The sequence below is a fragment of the Shouchella xiaoxiensis genome (genome assembly GCF_016907895.1).
Lineage (GTDB): Bacteria > Bacillota > Bacilli > Bacillales > Bacillaceae_D > Shouchella > Shouchella xiaoxiensis.
In genome coordinates, this window is record NZ_JAFBCV010000003.1 from 103,549 (window position 1) to 127,520 (window position 23,972).

Below are 23,972 nucleotides of genomic sequence, written 5' to 3' on the forward strand. Positions count from 1 at the left end.
GAATGAAAAAGAAAATGGGTCTACTTGTAATGGCTTATGGAACTCCTCGTAAGAAGGAAGAGATTGAGCCCTACTATACGCATATCCGACATGGACGTCCACCTTCCAAAGAGGCGTTACAAGATCTAACCGATCGATATGAAGCAATTGGTGGAATCAGTCCGCTCGCCCAGATTACAGAAGAACAGGCGAACGGTTTGGCTCATATTTTAAACGAACAACAGGATGAAATTGAATTTACTCCATACCTTGGACTTAAGCATATCGCTCCTTTTATTGAAGATGCAGTTGCGAAAATGAAACAAGATGGAATGGAGGAAGCAGTTTCCATTGTGCTTGCACCCCATTTCTCAACATTCAGTGTGAAATCGTACAATGGACGGGCTCAGGATGAAGCAGAAAAAGTCGGAGGACTGACGATTTATTCAATTGAAAGCTGGTATAAAGAACCCAAATTCCTTCAATATTGGCAACAGCAAATAGAAGCTGAAATGAAAAAGGTGTCTTCGCTTGATGAGCTATGCGTAATCTTTTCTGCACACAGTCTTCCTGAGAAAATTATTGCGGCAGGTGACCCGTACCCAGAACAGCTTAATGAAACGGCTGCGCTTTTAGCTGATCTAGCGAACGTTCCACATTATGAAGTGGGCTGGCAAAGTGAAGGGAATACTCCTGATCCTTGGTTGGGGCCAGATGTGCAAGACTTAACGAGAGAAGTTTATGCGCAAAAAGGCTATAAAACATTTATGTACTGCCCTGTTGGTTTTGTCGCGGAACATTTAGAAGTCCTTTATGACAATGACTATGAATGTAAGGTTGTCACGGATGAAATAAATGCAACCTATTTAAGACCGCCAATGCCTAATGCAGACCCTCTATTTTTAGCAGCGATGGCAAGTGCAGTATCAAAACGTTTAGCGCATGTGAGTATAAATGACTAACCGTCGTGTTGCGATTATTGGCGCCGGTATCACTGGACTCTCAGCGGCTTTATGGTTAGAGGATCATTCAGACGTAACATACACGGTTTATGAAGCGAACGATCGAGTAGGCGGTAAGGTCGTAACCTATTCAAGTGAAGATCTGGTCGTAGAAGGTGGCGCGGACTCGTATCTAGAACGAAAAGAGAGTATGACGCACTTTATTGAGCGTGTTGGCTTAAAGAGCGAACTTGTTCGTAATGAAGTTGGCCAAGCCTATATTTTAAAAGACGGAGAGCTGCATCCCAACCCAAAACGAACCGTTCTAGGAATTCCGACAGACTTAGAGGAATTTCTGAATACGGAGTTGCTTTCAAAACAGGGGAAAGAGGAAGTGCAAAACGAATACACTAAACCTGCATATAATCGAGGAGATAAAGATGTCTCACTTGGACATTTTTTTGAGTATCGATTCGGTAAAGAGATGGTTCAATCGCTCATTGAGCCTTTGCTAGGTGGTATTTATGGCGGAAATGTATACGAGATGAGTATGGAGGCCACGTTCCCTCATTTTTTAGAATATGAAAAAGAAAAGGGCAGCATTTTACGGGCGGTAGAAAAAGATCCAAGTAAGAATCCGGCCGTAGCAAAACAAGGGATGTTTTTAACGGTAACGTCTGGACTTCAAACTGTATTAGAAGCAGCTGTAAAACAATTAAAAGAGAATACGGTACTTTTAAATGAGCAAGTCAACAACATTTCTCGCCTTAATGATAATAGCTATCAAGTTAAAACGATTAGTGGTCATACTGAAACGTATGATGATGTTCTTATTACACTCACTCCTAAAAAAGCAGCAATGCTTTTAAATAATAACCGCTTAAATCAAGCAGCAGAAAACATGATCTCGACTAGTTGTGCAACGGTAGCCCTTGTTTTTCCGGAGGGATCGATAAAGAACAATTATGAAGGAACAGGTTTTGTAGTTGCTCGGGGTGGAAAAGAGACGATTACAGCCTGTACTTGGACAGATGTTAAGTGGCCACATACGAGTAAAGGAAATCAGACACTATTAAGAGCGTATGTAGGTCGTCCGGATGATTCGGCAATTGTGGATAGAGCTGATAAAGATATTGTGAAAGCTGTGCTTCAAGATTTAAAACAAGTGATGTCATTTGTTGATGGGCCCTCTTCATATAAAGTAACGAGGTGGAAAGAGGCTATGCCGCAATACAAAGTTGGTCACGTCGAGCGTCTGACTCGCTTACGAGAAGTTCTGATTGAAGAATTTCCTCACTTGTATATGGCTGGAGCTGGATTTGAAGGAGTAGGCTTGCCTGATTGTGTCAACCAAGGAGTAGCCTACGCTAAAAAAATAGCTAAAAAAACGACGTGAGCAAATGCCCACGTCGTTTTTTACATCGGTGAATAGTAGTTGTTTCTTAATCGTTCAATGTCTTCAATCACCTGTTCTGAATGAATGAACGATTTCAACTCTTCTTCTGTATATGAACGTTTCTTAATGCTGATCGTAAAAAATATAAATGAAAAAGTCATAACCTTATTCGCCTCCTTTCAAAGAAGGTGCCACTTTAGGTACAGCCTGGCACCTCGTCAATTAATAATAACCATTTGTTATTCAAAGCAGTTAAATCTAAAAAACACATTGTCTTCTCTCCTTCCTAAATTTTCCATTAAAAAACGACACAAAAAAAACGCAGTTTCTCTGCGCGACGATTGGACAGAGAGCGTTCCCCTGCGATCGTTTTCAAGCTAAATAAGACATTAACGAGCGAAAGATGAACAAGATGAGCTGTATAAAGTTAGTGCTAACAAATGTTTTAAAGCATTCATTTTGTTCTTCTCCTCTACTAGATAATTACTTACTTTTAAGAGTATAATCTACGTTCACAAAATTGTAAAGAATTATTTTTAGAAAAAATGAAAAGAAGAGAAAATGGTTCTGTTCAACTGAAAATCAGCGCTGTTTGACTTATTTAGTTTATGCTATAATAGAAAAGATGTGCTATTAAATGAATAGAAAGGGGAATTGGTCTTGAGAAGCGATAATGATGAGATGATTGACATATTTAGCGCGATTCGCCATGATTGGTTGAATGTCCTCCAATTAATCAAAGGGAATTTAGCGTTAGGGAATGAAGAACGAATTGAAGCGGTTATTCAAGAGGCTGTTGAACACTCGGCAAATGAAAGCAAATTGTGTAGTTTGGATATGCCTAATACGATTTTTCTATTGCTTCAGCAGAAATGGAGTTATTCAAAGCAACCTCTTGAGATTGAGGTAGATGGTGAATTGTTTTCTTTACGTAAATATGATCATTCATTAGCTTCTTGTTTCGCTTTGTTTTTGGATCAATACAACCAACTTCAGTCTGAAGTGAATGGTCATTTAACCCTTTCTTTTACGTTCTTTGATTCAAAATGTTTAATTGAAGTAAGTTCTGACTACGATTTAAACAAAGATAAGTTTAATACATGTTGGGCAACACTTCCGTCTGAGATTCAGTTCAAGACGATTGACAGAGAAGGATACGCTGTAACGATATTAATAAATGCTTAGCTTTAAAGAAAGTTAATGAGGTGGAATAAACATGTTTGTAGATAAAGTAACCGTTTATGCAAAAGCGGGTGACGGTGGGAATGGAATGGCCGCTTACCGTCGAGAAAAATATGTACCTGATGGAGGACCAGCGGGTGGTGATGGCGGAAGAGGTGCGAACGTCATCCTTGAAGTAGAAGAAGGATTAAGAACATTAATGGATTTTCGCTATAATCGGCATTTCAAAGGAAAGAGAGGAGAACATGGCATGTCTAAAAACATGCATGGTAAAAACGCCTCTGATTTAATTGTAAAAGTACCACCAGGGACAATTGTTACGGATGAAGCAACGGGTATTATGCTAGCAGACTTGACGGAGCATGGTCAGCGTGCAATTGTTGTTAAAGGTGGACGAGGTGGACGAGGCAACGTTCGCTTCGCAACCCCAGTAAACCCAGCTCCAGATCATGCTGAGAATGGGGAGCCTGGGCAAGAAAGAAATTTAGTTCTAGAACTAAAAGTATTAGCTGATGTAGGCTTAGTAGGCTTTCCATCTGTAGGAAAATCAACGCTACTGTCAATTGTTTCATCGGCGAAGCCTAAAATTGCCGATTATCATTTTACGACGATCACACCTAATCTTGGTGTTGTCGACACACAAGATAATCGAAGCTTCGTTATGGCAGATTTACCAGGTTTAATTGAAGGTGCTCACGAAGGAATTGGGCTTGGGCATCAATTTTTACGGCATATCGAACGGACAAGAGTGATTGTGCATATGATTGATATGTCTGCTCTAGAAGGTAGAGATCCGATTGCGGATTACCATAAAATTAATGAAGAATTGGCCGAATACAATTATCGATTAACGGAAAGACCGCAGATAGTGGTTGCGAATAAAATGGACATGCCTGATTCACAGACTAATTTAGAAAAATTCCAAGAAGCAGTAGGAGAAGATGTGACAATTTTCCCTATTTCTGCTCTAACGAAGGACGGCGTTCGTGAACTTTTGCTAGCCATTGCAGATGAGCTTGAGCATGCGCCCGAATTCCCGTTATACGATGAGGAAAGTGATGAAGAAGCGCGCGTTATTTACAAACATGAAGTCCCAGTTGATCCGTTTATTATCACCAGAGCTGATGATGGAGTCTATGAATTAACAGGTGCAGAACTTGAACGTGTATTTAAAATGACTGATTTCTCACGAGATGAATCTGTTCGACGCTTTGCCCGTAAATTAAGGCATATGGGAGTTGATGCGTCTCTTCGTGAGAGAGGTGCAAAAGATGGCGATTTAGTTCGTATCTTGAAGTATGAATTTGAATTTATTGAATAGCGTAAGGCAGATTATTCTGTCTTACCTGCCATTGTAAACAATCCACCGCCGGTTTTTATAAAGCAAGGGAGGTGCCGCACAATGTCAAAAATACAGTTTTTTCTTGTACGAGAAGATATGCTTACGGATGCGATGCAACGAACACTAGATGCAAAATCCTTATTAGCGAATGGAAAAGCTAAAAAAATTAATGAAGCTGTCCAACAAGTGGGCTTAAGCCGCAGTGCTTTCTACAAATATAAGGACGGAATTTTTCCATTTCACGCTATCGCAAAAGAACGAATCATAACGCTTATGATTAATTTAGAGGATCGCTCGGGAACATTGTCGCAGTTACTGCGTATTGTTGCAGATACAGGAGCAAATATATTAACGATTAATCAAACGATTCCATTACAAGGTCGAGCGAATATTACGTTATCAATCGATACAGCACCGTTAACAATTAACTTACATGAGTTATTTGACCAAATGGAGTCATTAGAAGCTGTAGAAAGTGTAGAAATGGTTGGCTCAGGTTCGTAGAAGGGAATGAAAGGTTTGAAAAAAATTGGTTATTTAGGTCCACGCGGTACATTCACAGAAATAGCAGCGAAACAAGCGTTTCCTGAAGATGAACTTATTCCAATACGATCTATTCCAAAGGTCATTGATCATGCTTTTTCAAAAACCATTGATTATGCTGTTGTACCAATTGAAAATGCGATAGAGGGCACTGTTAACGTCACCCTTGATTACTTAATTCATCAAAAACCAATGCCGATTGTAGCTTCTTTATCTATTGGTATTAATCAACACTTGTTAATGTCGCCTTCAAAAAACGTGGAAACCTATATTCCTCGAAAGATTTTATCGCACCCTCAAGCGATTGCTCAGTGTCATCGCTATTTGCAGATGCATTATCCTGAAGTTGAAATTGAGTATGCAGATTCTACTGGGCAGGCAGCTGCATGGTTAGCGCAGCATTCAAATGAAGACGTTTGCGTAATTGCAAACGAGCAGGCAGCTAAAACATATGGTTTAAGAATAGCAGCCCGAGATATTCAGGATTATGATCACAATCAAACAAGGTTTGTTGTATTATCGGCGAAAACGCAGCAACCGATAACAATAAAAAACGCACGCCATCTGGGTGATAAAACTTCTTTGATGATCACTTTGCCTTCAGATTTTACAGGTGCCCTGCATCAAGTGTTATCAGCGTTTGCTTGGAGAAAGTTAAATCTATCGAAAATTGAGTCAAGACCGACAAAGACTGGCTTGGGTAACTACTTCTTTATAATAGAAGTCGACCAATTAATGGATGATGTGCTCTTACCAGGAGCAATAGCTGAACTTACGGCTTTGGGTTGTCATGTTGAGGTATTAGGCAGTTACCCGTCGTATAGCGATCAATCAGTATCTGCGGCAATAAAACAATAATAAGAAGAGTAGGCATGATGTGCTTACTCTTCTTATTTTAATAAAAATCCTTTTTGATCAAGCTTTTTCATTGCTTGATTAATTTGTTCTTGCTGGTTACTCTCAACCAAATGTAGGTGAATGCCATCCGTTAGTTCGGAAAGCAAACTTGCCTTTGTCTGTTGAAGGTTTTGATAAAATGTATCCACTTCTTGTCGGTTGGTTACATGCATAGCTCCAGTTAACTCTCCGTATATAGGGTGTTCAATAGATACATTCAGAACTTTGAGTCCACAATCAACAAAAATATATAATTCTTCAACAGTTTGTTGAGGTGAATGCTTAACAGCAATAAGTTGTTGCACTTTTACTGATTCTTCTTGATTCAAATAAAGATATCCTTGCGCAGTAGCAAAAATCGGTTCTCCTTTTGCTTTAAGAATAGACATGTCCTGCACAATAACTTGTCTGCTCACCGAAGCTCGTTTTGCTAGTTCACTACCGGTTATCGGGTTATTTTCTTCTACTAACCAACGGATAATTGCCTCTCTTCGTTCTCCAGCTACTAATTTTTTTTGCTTCATTTTTAATCACCTACAACTGTTATCAATTCATTATAACTAATACGGTTTACGTAATAAACTGCTTTTTTAGGAGTAAAGTGAAATTAGTATACCATGCTTCATTCTCTTTGTACGAACAATAATCGGTTTAATCACTTATTTGTTTACATAAAGGGTTCTAACTGTAATAAGGCAAGTTTTTTTAACATAAAGTGTGCTGTGAGAGAAGAACTCATTTCAAAAAGATGCATACATTGTACGAATGCCCAAATTACCTTAGGAGGGATTCTTAAAGTGAGAATTCATATAGTACAAAAGGGAGATACTTTATGGAAGTTAGCAAAGAAGTATGACACTGACCCTGATCAAATTCAGGCAACCAATCCAACAATTGTAAATCCGGAAATGCTTATGCCAGGTATGAAAATAAAAGTACCGACTGCAACGGTAGCAGTTAGAAAAGAGAAAGTCATTGAACCAAAACAAGAAAAAATAAAACCGTTGAATAAACCTGAAGTTAAGCAGCCGCAAGTTAAAACAAAGAATGACGAATGGAATCTAGATGCGCCTCCAAAAAAACAGATGACTCAAGAGATGCAAAAGAACGTAAAAACAACTGATAAAGGTCCATTGCCACCAAAACCACCGTGCCAACCTTGTCAATCAGGAAACATGACAAATAAACAAATGAGTGGCCATCAAATGAACAAGTGGAATCAACAAAACATGACTCAACAAGAAATGTCCCCGAACATGGGAATGATGAATTATCAACAAGAAATGCCCCCGAACATGGGAATGATGAATCATCAACAAGAAATGCCCCCGAACATGGGAATGATGAATCATCAACAAGGAATGTCACCGAACATGGGAATGATGAATCATCAACAAGAAATGCCCCCGAACATGGGAATGATGAATCATCAACAAGAAATGCCCCCAAATATGGGAATGATGAATCATCAACAAGAAATGCCCCCGAACATGGGAATGATGAATCATCAGCAAGAAATGCCCCCGAATATGGGAATGATGAATCATCAGCAAGGAATGTCACCAAACATGGGAATGATGAATCATCAGCAAGGAATGCCCCCGAACATGGGAATGATGAATCATCAGCAAGGAATGACCCCAAACATGGGAATGATGAATTATCAGCAAGAAATGCCCCCGAACATGGGGATGATGAACCATCAGCAAGGAATGTCACCAAACATGGGAATGATGAATCATCAACAAGGAATGTCACCAAACATGAGGATGATGAATCACCAGCAGGGGGGACAAACTGGAAATATACATGCTGAAATGATACCTATGAATGCTTTTATGAAAGAGAATAACCAGTGGATGGCTCAAATGGGGGCGCCTTGGTATGCTGAAACAAGTCATGCTGATTCTGGCAATCAATTCATGGAACAACCCCAAGATATAAATAAACCGTATCCGTATCCATTTAACAGAACTCAACAGTCACCTCAACATCATCAAGCTCCTCTCTGGGCGACAACAAACGCACAGCAAAGAGGTCCTGTTTTTCAAGAATATGAGCCAAAACAATCATTGAATGATTATGATGAGCAGGACGATTAATTTTATCCTCTTTGGACTTAAAGGCAACAACTAACAAAATAGAATCCCCCTAATTGTGCACACTAACAGCAGAAGGGGGATTTTCATTTGAAAAAAATAACGTTATCGTTTTTATGTGCAAGTGTACTTGTATCCGGCTTAACAGGGTGTGGAAACAATGACAATAGTCAAGCCAATATGTACCGGGGTTCTAACGCACAAATGAATTACGATGAGGGTGGTTACTCAGCAAACTATCCTTATTATGGTACTGGTGTTGGTGGCAAAGAATACTATCAAGATAATCGATTCTCAGAAAAAAATGGACGTATGAATAATGCTAGAGCTCATTATAATCATAACCGTACTGAAATGGTTCGTGGAATGACAGGAAACCACCGTTCAGGTATGGTTGATGAGAACGGTATTTTAAATCGAAAAACAGATCACATTCAGCGTGGAATGAATTTTAAAAACCCAACCATGCATAAAAAAGCCACAAAACAATCCATGAATTATCATCATGATTACGATGGAAAACATGTCCAAACGTTAACGCGAGACATTGAAAGCATGGATGGAATAAAAAGTGCTCGAGTAATGATGCATGATAATGACGTGGTAATTGGATATGAAACGGATGGGAACCATAGCGATATGGATCATAAAATCCGTGACCATATGAAGAAAACTGCTGGCGATGGAAAACATGTTATGGTTACAGCTGATAAAAAGATGTATAGTTCAATGCAAAAAATGGATGATCGACTTCGTTCAGGTACAGCATTTAAAGAAATTGAAAATACGTTCTCTGATATGATGAAAGATCTTGGAAACGCTGCGAAACGTCCATTTGAAAAAAGCAGATAACAAAAAAGCTTAAAAGGAGTTAGCTCCTTTTAAGCTTTTTCATGTTACGTGACAACTAAGGTTGCGACCATTTCACTATGTCCAGAACCACAAGGAATGGAGCAAATAATTGTGTACTCACCAGGCTCCAGATTTGCTGTGGTAGATCCAGAACGGTTTAATACTACATCTTCACCAGAATCTGCTTCTCTAATTATGATACCGTGATTTCCGCTTTCATTTTGTAATTCAATCATTGTTTCTCCAGCAGGTACGGAATATTCTTCTTGATCAAAATGCCAATTCATTGCTTGAATGGTGAGGGTTTCTCCAGAGAAATCTTCTGGTTGTTCGGCATCTTGTTGATCGCCCTCGTCGTTACCTCCACAAGCTGCTAGAAAAAGGATAAAAACAATTCCTGTTAATTGAATGATTATTTTTTTCATACCATCACGCTCCTTTTATCAACTATTTCCATTTTACAATGCTTTATACAAGATAAATTAAAAAAGTATGAGCATCGTGTGTCAGTTTATATTTTTACATGGAATAAATTTCTAAAAAGTTGTCGAGGATAAATGCATGACTTGTTTTAAAGGAGATTATCATGCTTAAACAACTAGTAAACCGTCATGGTGTGCCATTTGCTCTCGGGGCCATATCCGTTTTGTTCTTATATGGAAGTTTTTTACTCGTGAATCAGCTAGAGATTATGCAACAAACAGAGGGTCCATCGGCTCCACCTGAGACAGTCGCGCAACAACCAGCACAGACTATTGATGTTTTATTGGAAACGGTTTTTGCTGATGGAAACACAAGAGAAGAACATGTAACAGAGGATTATTATTCATTGGAGGATTTCTGGTATGAGTATGAAGAGTGGCAGTTAGTAGAACATGGCCCTGGTGCTGCACATTTTCGGCAAGAAATACTGGATTTATCCCCTGAGGTGAAAAGAAATGGCTACTTAGGGCTATCAGATCAAATGAATGTAGTGCTATATACAGGTCAAACTGAGGCTATGTCTATTGTAAAGACATTTGATGATATTGATGTTTCAAATTTAACTGCAGCTCAACTTGATCGCTTAAACCAAGGAATGAAGCTAACGAACTTAGCTGAGTTAGAACAAATTTTATTGGAATTAAAATAAAGGAAAACTACCGGAGACGGTAGTTTTTTTAGTGTTCCATTAATGACGATGCGCACACACTATGCTAAAATAGAAATAAATGTTCGCTTTTTTAAGGGCTAAGGAGAAGGAAATATGATTGATTACATAAAAGGTACGCTCATCGAAATTGAGCCAGCTTATCTCGTCGTTGATGTTAATGGAATTGGCTATCAACTTATTTGCGCCAATCCATATCGATTTTCAACTGATCTTTCATTAGAGGTGCAAATTCCTACATACCATTATGTACGTGAAGATATTCAACGACTTTATGGGTTTAAAAATAAAATTGAACGAACCTTATTTGAAAAGCTGTTAGGCGTTTCTGGTATCGGTCCAAAGGGTGCTTTAGCAATTTTAGCGTCTGGTGAGCCAGAACAGGTTGTAAGTGCAATTGAAGCAGAAAATGATTCCTTACTTACCCGTTATCCTGGAATTGGGAAAAAAACGGCACGCCAAATTATTCTTGATCTAAAAGGGAAATTAGAGGAGTTATCACCATCGCTGCTAAATCCAACTAATCCTACGGTTGAAATTGATAAAAAAGATAATCTTCAAGACGCTTTAGAAGCGCTACGCTCGCTAGGGTATGTGGAAAAAGAGCTGAAAAAAGTTGAAAAAGAGTTAAAGTCTGAGACATTAGAGACAGATCAGTATATAAAACGTGCGCTTGCACTTATGTTAAAAACTTAGGAGTGAGTGATAGTGACTTTGGATGATCGGCTTGTTTCGAGTGAAGCAACAAATACGGAGTTAACATCTGAGCAGCAATTAAGACCGGCAACGCTCCATGATTATATAGGACAAAAAAATGTGAAGGATAATTTATCTGTCTTTATGGAGGCGGCAAAACTTCGTGGTGAAGCGTTGGATCATGTTTTATTATATGGTCCTCCTGGTCTTGGGAAAACGACACTCGCATCGATCATTGCAGCTGAAATGGGAGGAGAACTTCGAACAACTTCAGGTCCGGCAATTGAAAGAGCGGGAGATTTAGCAGCGATTTTAACGGCGTTAGAACCAGGGGATGTCTTGTTTATAGATGAAATTCACCGTCTCAATCGAGTTGTAGAAGAAGTGCTTTATCCGGCAATGGAGGATTTTTGCTTGGATATTGTTATTGGAAAAGGCCCAACAGCGCGTTCTGTTCGCTTAGACTTGCCACCATTTACGTTAGTTGGAGCAACAACGAGGGCGGGGATGATTTCTGCGCCATTACGTGATCGTTTTGGCGTACTTTCGAGACTTGAGTACTATAATCCAGAAGATCTAGCTCAAATTGTCCAGCGGTCAGCAAACGTATTTGATACCGTTTTATCAAAAGAAGCTGGGTATGAACTGGCGAGACGATCTAGAGGAACACCTAGAATTGCAAACCGTTTGTTAAAAAGGGTAAGAGATTTTTCACAAGTGAATGGAGAAAGCATAATCTCACTTGAAAGTGCATCAACAGCACTTGAAAAACTTCATGTTGATCCATTAGGGCTCGATCATATTGATGACAAATTGTTAAAAGGGATGATGGTTCAGTTTAAAGGTGGACCGGTTGGCCTTGAGACAATTGCAGCTACAATTGGAGAAGAGCCGGATACAATTGAAGAAGTATATGAGCCGTACCTTTTACAAATTGGCTTTATTCAGCGTACACCTCGTGGAAGAGTTGCTACACCATTGTGTTATGATCATTTTGGTCTGGAGTTTCCAAATGGCTAGAACGTTAATCATTATAGGTGTCATCCTTGTCGCTATAGGAATCATTTGGCATTTCGCAGCACGTTTCTTGCCATTGGGGAAATTACCGGGTGATCTATTTATAAAAAGTGAAAACATGACTTTCTATTTTCCGATTGTAACGTGCATCATATTAAGCATTGTCTTATCCGTTATCCTGTCTTTTTTTAGACGGTAATATGCTTGCGAAACGATTCATTGGGATGTATGCTAATAAAGGTTTGTTGATTAGAATAGTTGGATAAGGTGATAATGTGGAAGTAACTGACTTTGATTTTGATTTACCTGAAGAATTAATCGCGCAAACACCGTTACAAACAAGAACGGATTCGCGCTTGCTTGTCTTAAATAAAGATACAAAAGAAATAACAGACCGCTCATTCTCAGATATTGAACAGCATCTCGTTTCGGGTGATTGCCTCGTTTTAAATGATACGAAAGTGTTGCCTGCCCGATTAATTGGTGAAAAAAAAGATACCGGTGCTGTTATAGAAGTTTTGCTTCTAAAACAAATGGAAGGTGACAAGTGGGAAACACTTGTTAAACCAGCAAAACGGCTTAAGATTGGGACAAGCGTAACATTTGGAGACGGGAAATTAGAAGCGACATGTACAGGTATCAAGCCAGACGGTGGACGAGAGCTTCAATTTCATTATCAAGGTGTGTTTTATGAGCTCATTGATCAATTAGGTACGATGCCACTTCCTCCTTATATTAAGGAGCGACTTGAAGATTCGTCCCGTTATCAAACGGTCTATGCGAATCAACTGGGTTCGGCAGCCGCGCCAACAGCAGGTCTTCATTTTACTCAAGCAATATTAGACCGTATAAAAGCAAAAGGTGTTTCAATAGTCTACTTAACGCTACATGTAGGGCTTGGTACATTTAGGCCAGTGAGTGCAGACAGTGTGGAAGATCATGAGATGCATGCTGAATATTATCAATTGAGCGCTCACTCCGCTGAGACGCTTCAATCGACGAAAGAATCAGGTGGTAAAATTATAGCTGTGGGTACTACTTCAGCACGGACATTAGAAACAATTTATAAAGATCATCACGACTTTGTCGAAGCATCTGGGTGGACATCGATCTTTATTTATCCTGGTTATCACTTTCAAGCTGTGGACGGATTACTAACCAATTTTCACTTACCTAAATCAACACTGGTAATGCTTGTTAGTGCTTTGGTTGGTAAGGAGCCGGTGATGACGGCTTATCATCATGCGATAAAAAACAAGTATCGATTCTTTAGTTTTGGAGACGCAATGTTTATTGAACCGGAAAGAAATGGGGAAGACTAAATTGACTGCAGCGGCAATTACGTATGAACATATAAAAACATGTAAACAGTCTGGCGCTCGTTTGGGAAGAGTCCATACTCCTCACGGGACGTTTGAAACACCAATGTTTATGCCAGTTGGTACAATGGCTACCGTGAAAACAATGAGTCCTGAAGATTTAGAGAAAATGGACGCACAAATAATTTTAAGTAACACCTATCACTTATGGTTACGGCCTGGAGAAGACATCATTGAAGAAGCTGGCGGTCTCCATAAGTTCATGAATTGGAATAAGCCAATTTTAACGGATTCCGGTGGATTTCAGGTGTTTAGCTTAAGTGATTTACGTAAAATTACGGAAGAGGGCGTACATTTTCGTCATCATTTGAGTGGTGAGAAGTTGTTTTTGACGCCTGAGAAAGCGATGCAAATTCAGCATTCACTAGGTTCAGACATTATGATGGCTTTTGATGAGTGTCCTCCTTATCCTGCTGATTTTTCATACATGAAAGATTCAGTTGAGCGCACAAGTCGTTGGGCTGAACGATGCTTAACGGAACATCATCAATCAGGAAAAAATGCTAAGCAAGGGTTATTTGGCATCATTCAAGGCGGAGAACATGAGGAACTTCGTAAACAAAGCGCAAAAGATTTGACATCACTAGATTTCCCCGGTTATGCTGTAGGTGGACTGTCAGTCGGGGAACCGAAAGATGTCATGAATCGTGTGCTTGAATTTACTACCCCACTAATGCCAGCGGATAAACCAAGGTATTTAATGGGTGTTGGTTCACCAGATTCGTTAATTGACGGGGCGATAAGAGGGATCGACATGTTTGATTGTGTCTTGCCGACCCGTATAGCGAGAAATGGTACCTGCATGACAAGTGCTGGAAGATTGGTTGTCCGCAATGCAAAATATGCACGGGATTTCCGTCCCCTTGATGAGAACTGTGATTGCCATGTATGCCGCACTTATTCACGCGCGTATATTAGGCATCTTATAAAATGCGAAGAAACATTTGGGTTCCGTCTAACGACATACCACAATTTGTATTTTCTGCTAACTTTAATGAAACAAGTCCGTCAAGCAATTATGGATGACCGTCTTCTTGATTTTCGTGAACAGTTTTTTGAAGCGTATGGTTTTAATAAAGAAAACGCCAAAAACTTTTAAAGTGAAGCGTTTTATGAAAGAAAGGAGGATAAATGATGGATCAAGGCGCAGCTGGTTTACTTGTTACATTGCTCCCATTTATCGGGATCATTGTACTGTTTTATTTCTTGCTAATTCGTCCACAGCAAAAGCAACAGAAACGTGTGCGTGAAATGCATGCTTCGCTTCAGCGTGGAGATAAGATTGTTACAATTGGTGGTTTGCATGGAGTAATTGATTCAATTGATGAATCTGTTGTTGTTCTTCTTGTAAACGACAATCGCAAATTAACTTACGATCGTTCGGCGATTCGTGAAGTTGTACAATCCGATTAAAAAAAGATGGTGACTCATGTCACCATCTTTTTTTTAAGCAGCATTAGAAAGATTTACACCGATCATACCACCTAGAGCTGCAATACCTCCATACGAGGCAAATAACAAGAGTTGTTTAACTGAAATCGTTTCATTATAACCAAGATAACTAATTGCCAGAACAATAGCTGAGAAGATGAGAGCACATAGAGCGCCGGCTAACCATCCTTTCGTACCGGATTTGCCCCCAGCAATAAATCCTCCAATAAATAACGCAAGTAAAGCGGCTGCAACCATGACCCAACCAACTGAATGTTCGGTTAAAGAAGTGAATTTTAGTAATGTCGCCATCATAGCGCTTGCACATAGAGCAATTCCAATACTAACTCCAGTACCAGTTAATATAGCAGGAAAAAAACGACTTTCCAAAAAAAAACCTCCTTTAAAAGCTTGTTTCTTCTATTCATATGCCTGTACAACGGAAAAATACCAATGGATAAAATGAGTTGACCCGGGCATAGTAGCTAGGAATATGTTTTGATGAAGGGGTGTCTCATGCCAATTGACTTTATTGTTCTGCAAGGTATTTCAGTATATTTATCAATCAAAAGCATGTTCCTTCTTCAAGGTAAATCAAAATTAGGTCAATTAAATGCAACAGAATTTGCTTTTGGTTTCTTCATGGCTAGTTTGATTGCCGTAGCCATTTCAAGTACAGCCTTTTTAAAAATAGCAGTTGTTTATTTATTTGTAGTCTATATGCTAGTAAAAGGTTTTCAAATGATGAGAACAACGATTGCGGACCATTATCTAAATAAGCAGTTGACAAGTAGAGAAGAAATGTGTGATCGCATTCTCCCGTTAATCATTGACGGCAATATCCAACATGAAAATTTAAATGAATTAAAACGAACGGAACTCTGGTTAAGGCAACAATTAAAAAAGTTTGGATACAAAGATATTAAAAAAATTTCCTATTGCTCGTTAAAAGGAACGCAGTCTTTTTTTATAGATTTGTTATAAAATGGGTATTTTTTTCGTGATAGATGTTGATACAGACCTTGTCTTGCTTTCATACAATAGCAAGTATGAACGAGGAAGGAGGTCATTATGTGAGTAAACGAAATCAACAGATCTGCAATGATCATATGGGTAAATGCGTCTATATAACTGAAAACTGCGGTAAACGACATTACGGCAGAATTGTCAATGTTGATCGAGATAATGTCTATATCCAACCATTAGGAAATCGTGGATTTAGTTATGGATACGGGTATGGTGGCTATGGCGGTTACGGCGGATTTGGATATGGTATTGGTTACCCAATTGCGCTTGGGGCGATTGCAGGAATTGCGTTAGCAGGTTTATTTTTCTGGTAGAATAGAGAGCACTTCATTATTACAACATCTTCATTGCTACTTAATGAATGAAGATGTTGTCTTAGAAGTGTTTTATTTGTTTCTGTTTTTAAAGAATGGTATAAGTTGCAATTCTTCTTTTGTTAACAGACGCAGAGCAATCATACCGAATACATAAATCAAGCCTGTTAGCGTGATAGCAAGTAGAGTTTTTGTTGCGTAAGGTAAGAAAAGAAAAAGATGTTGATTGATCTGTTCGCTTAGAATGAGCGTGGCGCCGATTAATAGCGTTAGTTTAATTATCGGGCGTATGTGAATAAAAAAACCTGTTGTTTTTGCTATTGATGCAAAATGAAGCAAGGTAACTAAAACAAAGCCAATTACGATTGCAAGTGCGGCACCCATAATACCAAAGCCAGGGTTAGATGCGAGTGCAAAAATAGCTCCAGTTTTTATTAAAGCTCCTACTAGACTATTCATCATCGATACTTTTGCGTAGTTTAACGCTTGTAAAGCTGCCTGTAAAGGCCCTTGCAAATAGAGAAATAAAGCAAATGGAGCCATGACTTTAAGCATGGTGGCTGCCTCTGGAGCATGATACATTAGGGTCATCAGTTCGCTTGCATATACATACAAGATAACTACACAGATTCCGCCTGAAATAAGGCCCATCCGAAGTGCTTGTTCGAGTCGATGATGAATCAATGATGTTTTATTGTGAGCTAATGCCTCGCTTAAATTTGGTAAGAGCGAGACTGAAAGTGAATAGGTTATAAATGTCGGTAAGGTTAATAAAGGAACAACATATCCGACAAGTAATCCATACTGTTGAGTAGCAACAACGGTCATTGTACCTGCTAGTGCAAGGCTTTGTGCGACTACGATAGGTTCAAAAAATAAGGCTGTGGTTCCAATTAAGCGACTACCGGTTGTTGGCACAGCGATCCCTAGCAAATCAGTTAATGTTTTTCGTTCTCCTTTTATTGCAGAAAAAAAGTTTTTTCTAAAGCGGAATGGTTTCTGAGCTTTAAATAAATAAACCATATAAAATAGTGATGCGAGCTCACCGCAAATAGCTGATAGCATCGCTCCTGCAACAGCATACTCAAGTCCAAGAGGCATAAATGCCGCAGTTAAAACAGCAACAAGCGTGATGCGGACAATTTGCTCAATGACTTGCCCGTAAGCGGTGGGTTTCATATTTTGTTTTCCTTGAAAATAGCCCCTTAAAACAGAAGACAATGCAATTATTGGTACAATAGGGATGACTGCATATAGTGGATAAATCGCGCGGGCATCAGTTAACATTGTATCTGCAATGATGGGAGCTAATAAAATGAGTGTTGTTGTAAAAACAATACTTAGTAGTCCCGTAATCGTGATGGAGACAGCTAAAATTTTCTTAATTCGACCGTGTTCATTACGAGCCTCTGCTTCTGCAACCAGTTTGGCAATGGCAACGGGTAAACCCATTTGTGTTAAAGTTAACAGAAGTAGCATGGTAGGAATGGCCATCATGTAGAGCCCGACGCCTTCAGGACCAAGCATTCTTGCCATAACAATTCGATTTATAAATCCAAGAAGTTTGGTAATAAAGCCTGCTGCAATTAAAATTAGTGTCCCTTTTAAAAACGTTTGTTTACTCATGGCAACCCTGCCTTTTTCATACGATGCTTTGTTTTTTTATTATATGTATGCAAAGTTGGACAGGACATGACAGGCTGTCGTTGAAAAATAGCTTGAATTAATTTTTTTGAAGATAGCAGGAACTGCAATAATTTGTTAGTATATGTATACTTAGTGTTTTCATAGAGAGGGTTGGATCAATGGTTGAAAAGCAGCAATTTGAAATTTGGAAAGACGACGTAATACCCGTTCTTTCCATTAAACTCGAAGAATTCCATGAGCTAGGATACAATCGCGTAACAAAAGAAGATCTCTGGCTGTTTTACATGGATAAGTTGAAAAAAAAGAAAGAGTTTATGCCTTTTTATGCCTTCGTTGATGAATTACTATCGATTCAACCGCAGGGCTATATGACATGGCTAACGGTAAATACATATAAAGAACCAATTGATTGGTTTAAGGAATTCGAAGCGGCAACAAAGTAAATGCACGAACAGCAAGAGATTTTGGGAGGAAATTAATGATGGTGAAAAAAGGCAAGATTGCCCTTTTCTTTTTAATTGTCGTGGTTCTTGCAGCAGGAATTTCTTATTTTGCAAAGCCCGTCGTACAAGATGTAAATCTAGGACTTGATCTTCAAGGTGGATTTGAAGTGCTGTACGAAGTAGAGGCAATAAATGAAGGGGACGTAATTGATGATCAAGCATTGCTTTCAACTACAACAGCATTAAACGAACGAGTAAATACGATTGGGGTTTCAGAACCAACCATTCAAATTGAAGGCGAAAATCGAATTCGTGTTCAACTAGCTGGTGTTGAAGATCAAGAATCTGCAAGAGATATTCTAGCGACGGGTGGGGAATTAACCATCCGTGATGTAGAAGACAACATTTTATTAGACGGAAGTGATTTAACGCAAAACGGGGCGAGTGCATCGCTTGATCCTGATACGAATCGCCCAATGGTGACGTTGACGCTTGATGATGGCGAGCAATTTGGAAACATCACAAGGGAGCTTTCTCAACAACCTATTGGCGAGAATTTACTTGTGATGTGGCTCGATTTTGAAGAAGGGGATAGTTACGCAGAAGAAGCGACTAAGCCCGAACCAAAGTATCTTTCAGCAGCAACTGTTAATCAGCCAATTGTCAGTCGAAACGTCATGATAACAGGTGATTTTACAACGGAAGAAACGCGCTTTTTAGCAGAAATTTTAAATGCGGGATCACTACCAGTTGAATTAAATGAAATCTATTCGACTTCGGTGGGGGCATCGCTTGGTGAACAAGCAATGAACCAAACCATTAATGCTGGTTTAATTGGTGTCGCGTTAATTTTTGCTTACATGATGATCTATTATCGTTTTCCTGGGGTTATCGCTGTAATTACATTAAGCGTGTATACATTTTTAGTGTTAGTTGTCTTTAATGCGTTAAATGCTGTTTTAACATTACCTGGGATTGCAGCATTAATACTTGGAGTAGGTATGGCTGTTGATGCCAATATTATTACGTATGAGCGAATAAGAGAAGAAATAAAAACAGGAAAGTCTATCATGTCAGCATTTAAAGTAGGTGGACGCCGTTCATTTGCTACTATTTTTGACGCAAACATTACGACATTAATTGCTGCCGGAGTGATGTTTTATTTTGGGACAAGCTCTGTTCAAGGTTTTGCAGTCATGTTGATTATTAGCATTCTTGTCTCTTTTTTAACTGCTGTTTGGGGTACGAGAATACTGCTTAGCCTCTGGGTTAACAGTCGATTTTTAAACAAGCGGCCAGGTTGGTTTGGCGTAAAAAGAGGTGAGATAGATGAGCTTTAAGCCCGAAAATTGGAATGTTGATTTAACAAAACACCGAAATAAATTTTTTGTTGGCTCAGGTCTATCCATTATTGTTGGCATTGTTTTGCTGTTCACAATGGGATTAAACTTAGGTGTTGACTTTGAAAGTGGTTCAAATGTAGAAATTCAAACGGATGAGACGCTAACAACTGAGCAAATCATTGCCGATTTTGAAGCAATTGAGATTGACAATGACTATACGCCTTCAGTTACTTTAGGTGGAGAACGAAGCCAAAATGCGAGTGCCCGGTTTGTTGACGAATTTAATCAACAAGAGATCGCAATCATTCAGTCATACTTTAATCAAGAGTATGGGTTCGAGCCGAATATTAGCACCGTCTCTCCTTTGGTTGGGGAAGAGTTAGCACGTAATGCCATCTTGTCCGTCTTAATTGCATCAATCGGTATCGTTATCTATGTGGCACTTCGCTTCCATTTCCTATACGGGATATCAGCGATAATTGGGCTTCTACATGATGCGTTTATCATTATAGCGCTTTTTAGTTTGCTGCAAATAGAAATTAATGTGCCGTTTATTGCTGCTGTATTAACGGTGGTAGGTTATTCGATTAATGATACAATTGTTACGTTTGATCGCATGCGGGAAAATGTGTTAAAAGAAAAAGAAATAACGAGTTCTGAACACTTAGCTCAAATCGTTAATAAAAGCTTACTACAAGTTATTACACGCTCAATTAACACCGTGTTGACGGTATTATTTGCGGCACTTGCATTATTTATTTTTGGCGGGGAAGCAATTCGCTCATTCTCACTAGCACTAGTTATTGGACTGGTTGCTGGAACATATTCTTCTATGTTTCTATGTGCACAGATGTGGCTTGTTTGGGAATGGAAAAGGCAAGTCAAACTTAAAAATAAGCCTCCAAAAGAGCCAGAAGAAGAATATATTTAATAAAAAAAGAAGAAGGTGTTTAAATGAAAGCACAAACCGCCTTTATAGTTGGTGTGATAGCGGCTATCTTAATTGCAGTATTTGCCGTGATGAACGTAGAGTCTGTGCCTGTTAATTTACTTTTTACACAAGCTGAATGGCCACTAATCCTTATTATCTTATTTTCTGTTCTTTTAGGAGCCATTGTTGCAGGGGCGATGTCTGTCATCAAGCTTCATCAGCAAAAATTAGAGATTAAACGCTTGCGAGCGAGTTTAGAAAGTGAAAGAGCAGAGGCACCGGAAACGGGGAGTCGTCTTGATAAAACGAAAAAGAACCAAGTAGAAAAAGGGTAATCTTAGATCATTGTCACCCCTCGAACACTCCTGTATAATAGGATGGTCGAGGGGTGTTTTACATATGTTGCAATCAAAAGCAAGATGGCGTATTTTAGACCAAGATGAAACAGCGGCACAGCAACTAGCCGATGAGTTAAAGCTGTCTATTTTTGTTGCCCGTTTACTTGTGCGTCGAGGAATAAATAACGTTTCGTCTGCTAAACAATTTCTTTTATTAGAAGAACCGGAATTCTTGGATCCATTTCTATTAAAGGGTATGAAAGAAACGATAGACCGAATTAATGACGCGATAAAAAAGAATGAGCGAATATTGGTGTTCGGTGACTATGATGCAGATGGCGTTAGTTCTACATCAGTATTAATGACCGCATTAAGAATGCATAATGCAGATTGCGACTACTATATCCCTAATCGTTTTACCGAAGGATATGGCCCTAATAATCCCGCTTTAAAATGGGCAAAAGAAGAAGGATATAAACTTGTTGTTACGGTCGATACAGGAATTGCAGCATTAGACCAAGCGGCTTACGCTAAGGATATTGACCTTGATTTTATTATTACGGATCATCATGAGCCGCCACCGGTGCTGCCGGCATCGTTTGCTACTATTAATCCGAAGCAGCCAGATTGTCCATATCCATTTAAAGAACTTGCAGGTGTTGGAGTAGCTTTTAAAGTAGCTCACGCCTTATTAGGCAGAGTGCCAGATGAACTGCTTGATTTTGCGGTCATTGGGACCATTGCAGACCTAGTCCCTTTAGTTGGGGAAAATCGATTAATTGCAAAAAAAGGTCTACAAGCATTACAATCAACTAGCCGTCCAGGTTTACGTGCATTGAAAGATGTTTGCGGAATAAAAAAAGGCGTCCTAGATGCTGATCATGTTGGGTTTGGAATGGGACCTAGGTTGAACGCTGCCGGCCGTCTTGATTCGGCTGATCCGGCAGTGGAGCTATTAATGGCTGAGGATTTTGAGGAAGCTAAGGAACTTGCTGACGAAATTGATCGGTTAAACAAAGACAGACAAACCATTGTTAATGAAATGACGGAAGAAGCAATGCAGCTGGTTGAGCAAGGTAACGACCTTCCTCATGTAATCATCGTTGCTCAAGAAGGCTGGAATGCTGGTGTTATTGGCATTGTCGCCTCGCGTCTGGTAGAGCGGTTCTATCGACCAACAATTGTGATGAGTATTGATCCGGAGAGTAGGTTAGCAAAAGGGTCAGCCAGAAGTATTGATGGCTTTGATATGTTTATGGAGCTTTCAAAAAGCCGGGACATCTTACCTCATTTTGGTGGACATCCAATGGCTGCAGGTATGACACTAGCGGCAGAGAATATTGATCTGTTACAAAATAGGCTAAATGAACAAGCAAGTATGATCCTGACTGAAGAAGCGCTTGTTCCTGTTAAAGAAATTGATTTACTTGCTACGGTAGATGATGTCACTCTTGATGTTTTAAGTCAAATCGAAGCACTGGCCCCTTTTGGAGTTGCAAACACTAAGCCAAATGTGCTGATTGAGAATGCTTCTGTCGCTGAACTCAAGCGAATTGGCAGTGACTCGACTCATTTAAAAGTTCAATTTACTGGTGATGAAAATCAGTTAGACGGTATAGCTTTTCGTAAAGGCCATCTGTTCGAAGAAATTACTCCCCAAGCAAAGTTGTCGGCGGTAGGTACACTGTCTATAAATGAGTGGAATGGAAAAGTAAAGCCACAGATTCTAATTGATGATTTAAAGGTAGCACAGTGGCAATTATTTGATTGGAGAAGTATTAAGCCAAACCGTTTGAAAGAGAGACTAGAAGAGTTACCGGAGAACACGATTTCTGTAGCGTTTCAGCCATCAACAAAAGAAAGGCTCAAGCTAAATGATTCAACGGTTGTTTATGATCCGTTGACGTTCCTGCCGGACTTAAGTCATTCCTATTTAGTTATTTTGGATGTACCTAATAATCGCAGCGACTTAGAGGCGCTTTTTCAATCATTAGCCAAACCTCATCGTATCTATGTTGTACTTTCAGAAGCAGAAGAGTCTTTTTTCACGACAAACCCTAATCGTGATCAGTTTAAATGGTACTATGCATTTCTTAAAAAAAGAAAAGAGATCTCTTTTAATGAGTTAAGGAAGCTCGAACAGTTTAAAGGATGGTCGGCGCAAACCACAACGTTCATGAATACTGTATTTACGGAGCTCGGTTTTGTTCATCTGGAAACGAGTACAGTGAAAATTGTCGAACAACCTGAAAAAAAATCGCTTGATCAATCAAGAACATTTAGAAATAAACAGGAACAATCTTGGTTAGAAAATGAATTAGTTTATGCATCATACCAAAACCTAAAAGCATGTTTTGATCAGTTGATGCATGCTTCAGTAAAGAAGGAGTCAATGAGTAATGGATTATAAAAAATATATTACGATCGTAGAAGACTGGCCACAAGAAGGAATTCGATTTAAAGATATCACGACATTAATGCAAGATGGACCGGCATATAAAAAAGCAATTAACGAGCTAACAGACTATGCAAAAACGCGTAATGCTGACGTGATTGTTGGTCCTGAAGCAAGGGGTTTTGTAGTAGGTTGTCCAATTGCTTTTGATCTTGAAATTGGCTTTGTTCCTGTTCGAAAAAAAGGAAAATTGCCTCGAGAAGTAATTGAGTGTGACTATGGCCTTGAATACGGGAAGGATTGTTTGACAATCCATAAAGATAGTATTAAGCCTGGGCAACGTGTTGTTATCACAGATGATTTACTTGCCACTGGAGGAACAATCGAAGCAACAACGAAGCTTGTAGAAGAACTTGGCGGTGAAGTTGTTGGTCTGGCATTCATGATAGAGCTAGCTTATATCAATGGTCGTAAGAAGCTAGATAAGTATGATATTTTTTCTCTAATGACTTATCAATAAAGCTCACTTATAAAAAAGGGGATTGTTTATTTATAAACAGACCTCTTTTTATTATTTCTAAAGGTTCTCCCCTTTACAAGAAAGTTCGAGTAGCGGATAATAGAAAGAAAA

At 39.2% G+C, this 23,972-nt stretch carries 28 protein-coding genes; 23 read left to right on the forward strand and 5 right to left on the reverse strand.

Annotated features, from left to right (window positions below; translation table 11 throughout):
* Window positions 1-2: 2 nt before the first annotated feature.
* Both hemH and hemG read left to right on the forward strand, forming a co-directional pair.
* A complete protein-coding gene (gene hemH, locus JOC54_RS05880; RefSeq protein WP_035418582.1) occupies window positions 3-941 on the forward strand; it encodes a ferrochelatase in 939 nt (312 codons plus the stop codon).
* The gene (hemG, locus tag JOC54_RS05885; RefSeq protein ID WP_204465112.1) at window positions 934-2,316 is read left to right on the forward strand and encodes a protoporphyrinogen oxidase; all 1,383 of its coding nucleotides are present in this window, start codon (window positions 934-936) and stop codon (window positions 2,314-2,316) included. Before hemH ends, hemG begins: the two co-directional genes overlap by 8 nt.
* 20 nt (window positions 2,317-2,336) lie before the next feature.
* Here the strand turns inward: hemG and JOC54_RS05890 are convergent, their stop codons facing one another.
* Window positions 2,337-2,477: a YrzI family small protein gene (locus JOC54_RS05890; protein ID WP_081761145.1), complete on the reverse strand. Its 141-nt coding sequence runs from the start codon at window positions 2,475-2,477 to the stop codon at window positions 2,337-2,339.
* 499 nt (window positions 2,478-2,976) lie between these two features.
* On the opposite strand from JOC54_RS05890, the gene JOC54_RS05895 reads away from it, so the two are divergent.
* The 4 genes from JOC54_RS05895 to pheA all read left to right on the forward strand — a co-directional run bounded on the left by JOC54_RS05895 (window position 2,977) and on the right by pheA (window position 6,241).
* A complete protein-coding gene (locus tag JOC54_RS05895) occupies window positions 2,977-3,501 on the forward strand; it encodes a Spo0B domain-containing protein (RefSeq protein WP_051991136.1) in 525 nt (174 codons plus the stop codon).
* Window positions 3,502-3,532: 31 nt separating this feature from the next.
* Window positions 3,533-4,819, forward strand: a complete 1,287-nt coding sequence (gene obgE, locus JOC54_RS05900; RefSeq protein ID WP_204465115.1) for a GTPase ObgE — start codon at window positions 3,533-3,535, stop codon at window positions 4,817-4,819.
* A gap of 81 nt (window positions 4,820-4,900) precedes the next feature.
* Window positions 4,901-5,344: an ACT domain-containing protein gene (locus tag JOC54_RS05905; protein WP_204465117.1), complete on the forward strand. Its 444-nt coding sequence runs from the start codon at window positions 4,901-4,903 to the stop codon at window positions 5,342-5,344.
* 6 nt (window positions 5,345-5,350) lie between these two features.
* Window positions 5,351-6,241 (forward strand): prephenate dehydratase, encoded by an 891-nt coding sequence (pheA, locus tag JOC54_RS05910; protein WP_204465120.1) that lies wholly within the window; start codon window positions 5,351-5,353, stop codon window positions 6,239-6,241.
* Window positions 6,242-6,273: 32 nt separating this feature from the next.
* Here the strand turns inward: pheA and JOC54_RS05915 are convergent, their stop codons facing one another.
* The gene (locus JOC54_RS05915) at window positions 6,274-6,804 is read right to left on the reverse strand and encodes a transcription repressor NadR (RefSeq protein ID WP_204465123.1); all 531 of its coding nucleotides are present in this window, start codon (window positions 6,802-6,804) and stop codon (window positions 6,274-6,276) included.
* Between the two features lie 273 nt (window positions 6,805-7,077).
* Between JOC54_RS05915 and JOC54_RS05920 the strand changes: the two genes are divergently transcribed.
* Window positions 7,078-8,382 carry a LysM peptidoglycan-binding domain-containing protein gene (locus JOC54_RS05920; RefSeq protein ID WP_204465124.1) on the forward strand — a complete coding sequence of 435 codons (1,305 nt, stop codon included), beginning with the start codon at window positions 7,078-7,080 and terminating at the stop codon, window positions 8,380-8,382.
* An 87-nt stretch (window positions 8,383-8,469) separates the two neighbouring features.
* Window positions 8,470-9,231, forward strand: a complete 762-nt coding sequence (locus JOC54_RS05925) for a YhcN/YlaJ family sporulation lipoprotein (RefSeq protein WP_035441879.1) — start codon at window positions 8,470-8,472, stop codon at window positions 9,229-9,231.
* Window positions 9,232-9,275: 44 nt separating this feature from the next.
* On the opposite strand, the gene JOC54_RS05930 is transcribed toward JOC54_RS05925, so the two are convergent.
* Window positions 9,276-9,656, reverse strand: a complete 381-nt coding sequence (locus tag JOC54_RS05930; RefSeq protein ID WP_035418589.1) for a cupredoxin domain-containing protein — start codon at window positions 9,654-9,656, stop codon at window positions 9,276-9,278.
* A gap of 161 nt (window positions 9,657-9,817) precedes the next feature.
* Here JOC54_RS05930 and JOC54_RS05935 point away from each other — a divergent pair, with 161 nt between their 5' ends.
* The 7 genes from JOC54_RS05935 to yajC all read left to right on the forward strand — a co-directional run bounded on the left by JOC54_RS05935 (window position 9,818) and on the right by yajC (window position 14,886).
* Entirely contained in the window at window positions 9,818-10,363 is a 546-nt protein-coding gene (locus JOC54_RS05935) for a BofC C-terminal domain-containing protein (protein WP_204465126.1), read from the forward strand.
* A gap of 114 nt (window positions 10,364-10,477) precedes the next feature.
* A complete protein-coding gene (ruvA, locus tag JOC54_RS05940; protein ID WP_204465129.1) occupies window positions 10,478-11,077 on the forward strand; it encodes a Holliday junction branch migration protein RuvA in 600 nt (199 codons plus the stop codon).
* An 18-nt stretch (window positions 11,078-11,095) separates the two neighbouring features.
* Complete coding sequence (ruvB, locus tag JOC54_RS05945; RefSeq protein ID WP_204465423.1) at window positions 11,096-12,097, forward strand: Holliday junction branch migration DNA helicase RuvB; 1,002 nt, start codon at window positions 11,096-11,098, stop codon at window positions 12,095-12,097.
* Complete coding sequence (locus tag JOC54_RS05950) at window positions 12,090-12,293, forward strand: DUF2905 domain-containing protein (RefSeq protein WP_204465132.1); 204 nt, start codon at window positions 12,090-12,092, stop codon at window positions 12,291-12,293. Before ruvB ends, JOC54_RS05950 begins: the two co-directional genes overlap by 8 nt.
* 76 nt (window positions 12,294-12,369) lie before the next feature.
* Window positions 12,370-13,416, forward strand: coding sequence for a tRNA preQ1(34) S-adenosylmethionine ribosyltransferase-isomerase QueA (gene queA / locus JOC54_RS05955; protein WP_035418591.1), 1,047 nt, complete (start codon window positions 12,370-12,372; stop codon window positions 13,414-13,416).
* Complete coding sequence (gene tgt, locus JOC54_RS05960) at window positions 13,403-14,572, forward strand: tRNA guanosine(34) transglycosylase Tgt (protein WP_204465425.1); 1,170 nt, start codon at window positions 13,403-13,405, stop codon at window positions 14,570-14,572. The genes queA and tgt overlap by 14 nt, the downstream gene beginning before the upstream one ends.
* Window positions 14,573-14,607: 35 nt before the next feature.
* Window positions 14,608-14,886 (forward strand): preprotein translocase subunit YajC, encoded by a 279-nt coding sequence (gene yajC, locus JOC54_RS05965; RefSeq protein WP_035418593.1) that lies wholly within the window; start codon window positions 14,608-14,610, stop codon window positions 14,884-14,886.
* 33 nt (window positions 14,887-14,919) lie between these two features.
* Here the strand turns inward: yajC and JOC54_RS05970 are convergent, their stop codons facing one another.
* The gene (locus JOC54_RS05970) at window positions 14,920-15,294 is read right to left on the reverse strand and encodes a TIGR04086 family membrane protein (RefSeq protein WP_204465135.1); all 375 of its coding nucleotides are present in this window, start codon (window positions 15,292-15,294) and stop codon (window positions 14,920-14,922) included.
* A 126-nt stretch (window positions 15,295-15,420) separates the two neighbouring features.
* On the opposite strand from JOC54_RS05970, the gene JOC54_RS05975 reads away from it, so the two are divergent.
* Window positions 15,421-15,888, forward strand: a complete 468-nt coding sequence (locus JOC54_RS05975; RefSeq protein ID WP_239586608.1) for a YetF domain-containing protein — start codon at window positions 15,421-15,423, stop codon at window positions 15,886-15,888.
* 89 nt (window positions 15,889-15,977) lie between these two features.
* Entirely contained in the window at window positions 15,978-16,244 is a 267-nt protein-coding gene (locus JOC54_RS05980; protein WP_437183517.1) for a hypothetical protein, read from the forward strand.
* A gap of 72 nt (window positions 16,245-16,316) precedes the next feature.
* Here the strand turns inward: JOC54_RS05980 and spoVB are convergent, their stop codons facing one another.
* Entirely contained in the window at window positions 16,317-17,870 is a 1,554-nt protein-coding gene (gene spoVB / locus JOC54_RS05985; protein WP_204465141.1) for a stage V sporulation protein B, read from the reverse strand.
* A 179-nt stretch (window positions 17,871-18,049) separates the two neighbouring features.
* Between spoVB and JOC54_RS05990 the strand changes: the two genes are divergently transcribed.
* The 6 genes from JOC54_RS05990 to JOC54_RS06015 all read left to right on the forward strand — a co-directional run bounded on the left by JOC54_RS05990 (window position 18,050) and on the right by JOC54_RS06015 (window position 23,861).
* Window positions 18,050-18,334 carry a post-transcriptional regulator gene (locus tag JOC54_RS05990; RefSeq protein WP_035441881.1) on the forward strand — a complete coding sequence of 95 codons (285 nt, stop codon included), beginning with the start codon at window positions 18,050-18,052 and terminating at the stop codon, window positions 18,332-18,334.
* A 35-nt stretch (window positions 18,335-18,369) separates the two neighbouring features.
* The gene (secD, locus tag JOC54_RS05995) at window positions 18,370-19,674 is read left to right on the forward strand and encodes a protein translocase subunit SecD (protein ID WP_239586609.1); all 1,305 of its coding nucleotides are present in this window, start codon (window positions 18,370-18,372) and stop codon (window positions 19,672-19,674) included.
* Complete coding sequence (gene secF / locus JOC54_RS06000; RefSeq protein ID WP_204465142.1) at window positions 19,664-20,608, forward strand: protein translocase subunit SecF; 945 nt, start codon at window positions 19,664-19,666, stop codon at window positions 20,606-20,608. Before secD ends, secF begins: the two co-directional genes overlap by 11 nt.
* A gap of 23 nt (window positions 20,609-20,631) precedes the next feature.
* Complete coding sequence (locus JOC54_RS06005) at window positions 20,632-20,943, forward strand: LapA family protein (protein ID WP_204465143.1); 312 nt, start codon at window positions 20,632-20,634, stop codon at window positions 20,941-20,943.
* A gap of 64 nt (window positions 20,944-21,007) precedes the next feature.
* A complete protein-coding gene (gene recJ / locus JOC54_RS06010) occupies window positions 21,008-23,356 on the forward strand; it encodes a single-stranded-DNA-specific exonuclease RecJ (RefSeq protein ID WP_204465144.1) in 2,349 nt (782 codons plus the stop codon).
* A complete protein-coding gene (locus JOC54_RS06015; RefSeq protein WP_204465146.1) occupies window positions 23,346-23,861 on the forward strand; it encodes an adenine phosphoribosyltransferase in 516 nt (171 codons plus the stop codon). The genes recJ and JOC54_RS06015 overlap by 11 nt, the downstream gene beginning before the upstream one ends.
* Window positions 23,862-23,972 lie beyond the last annotated feature (111 nt).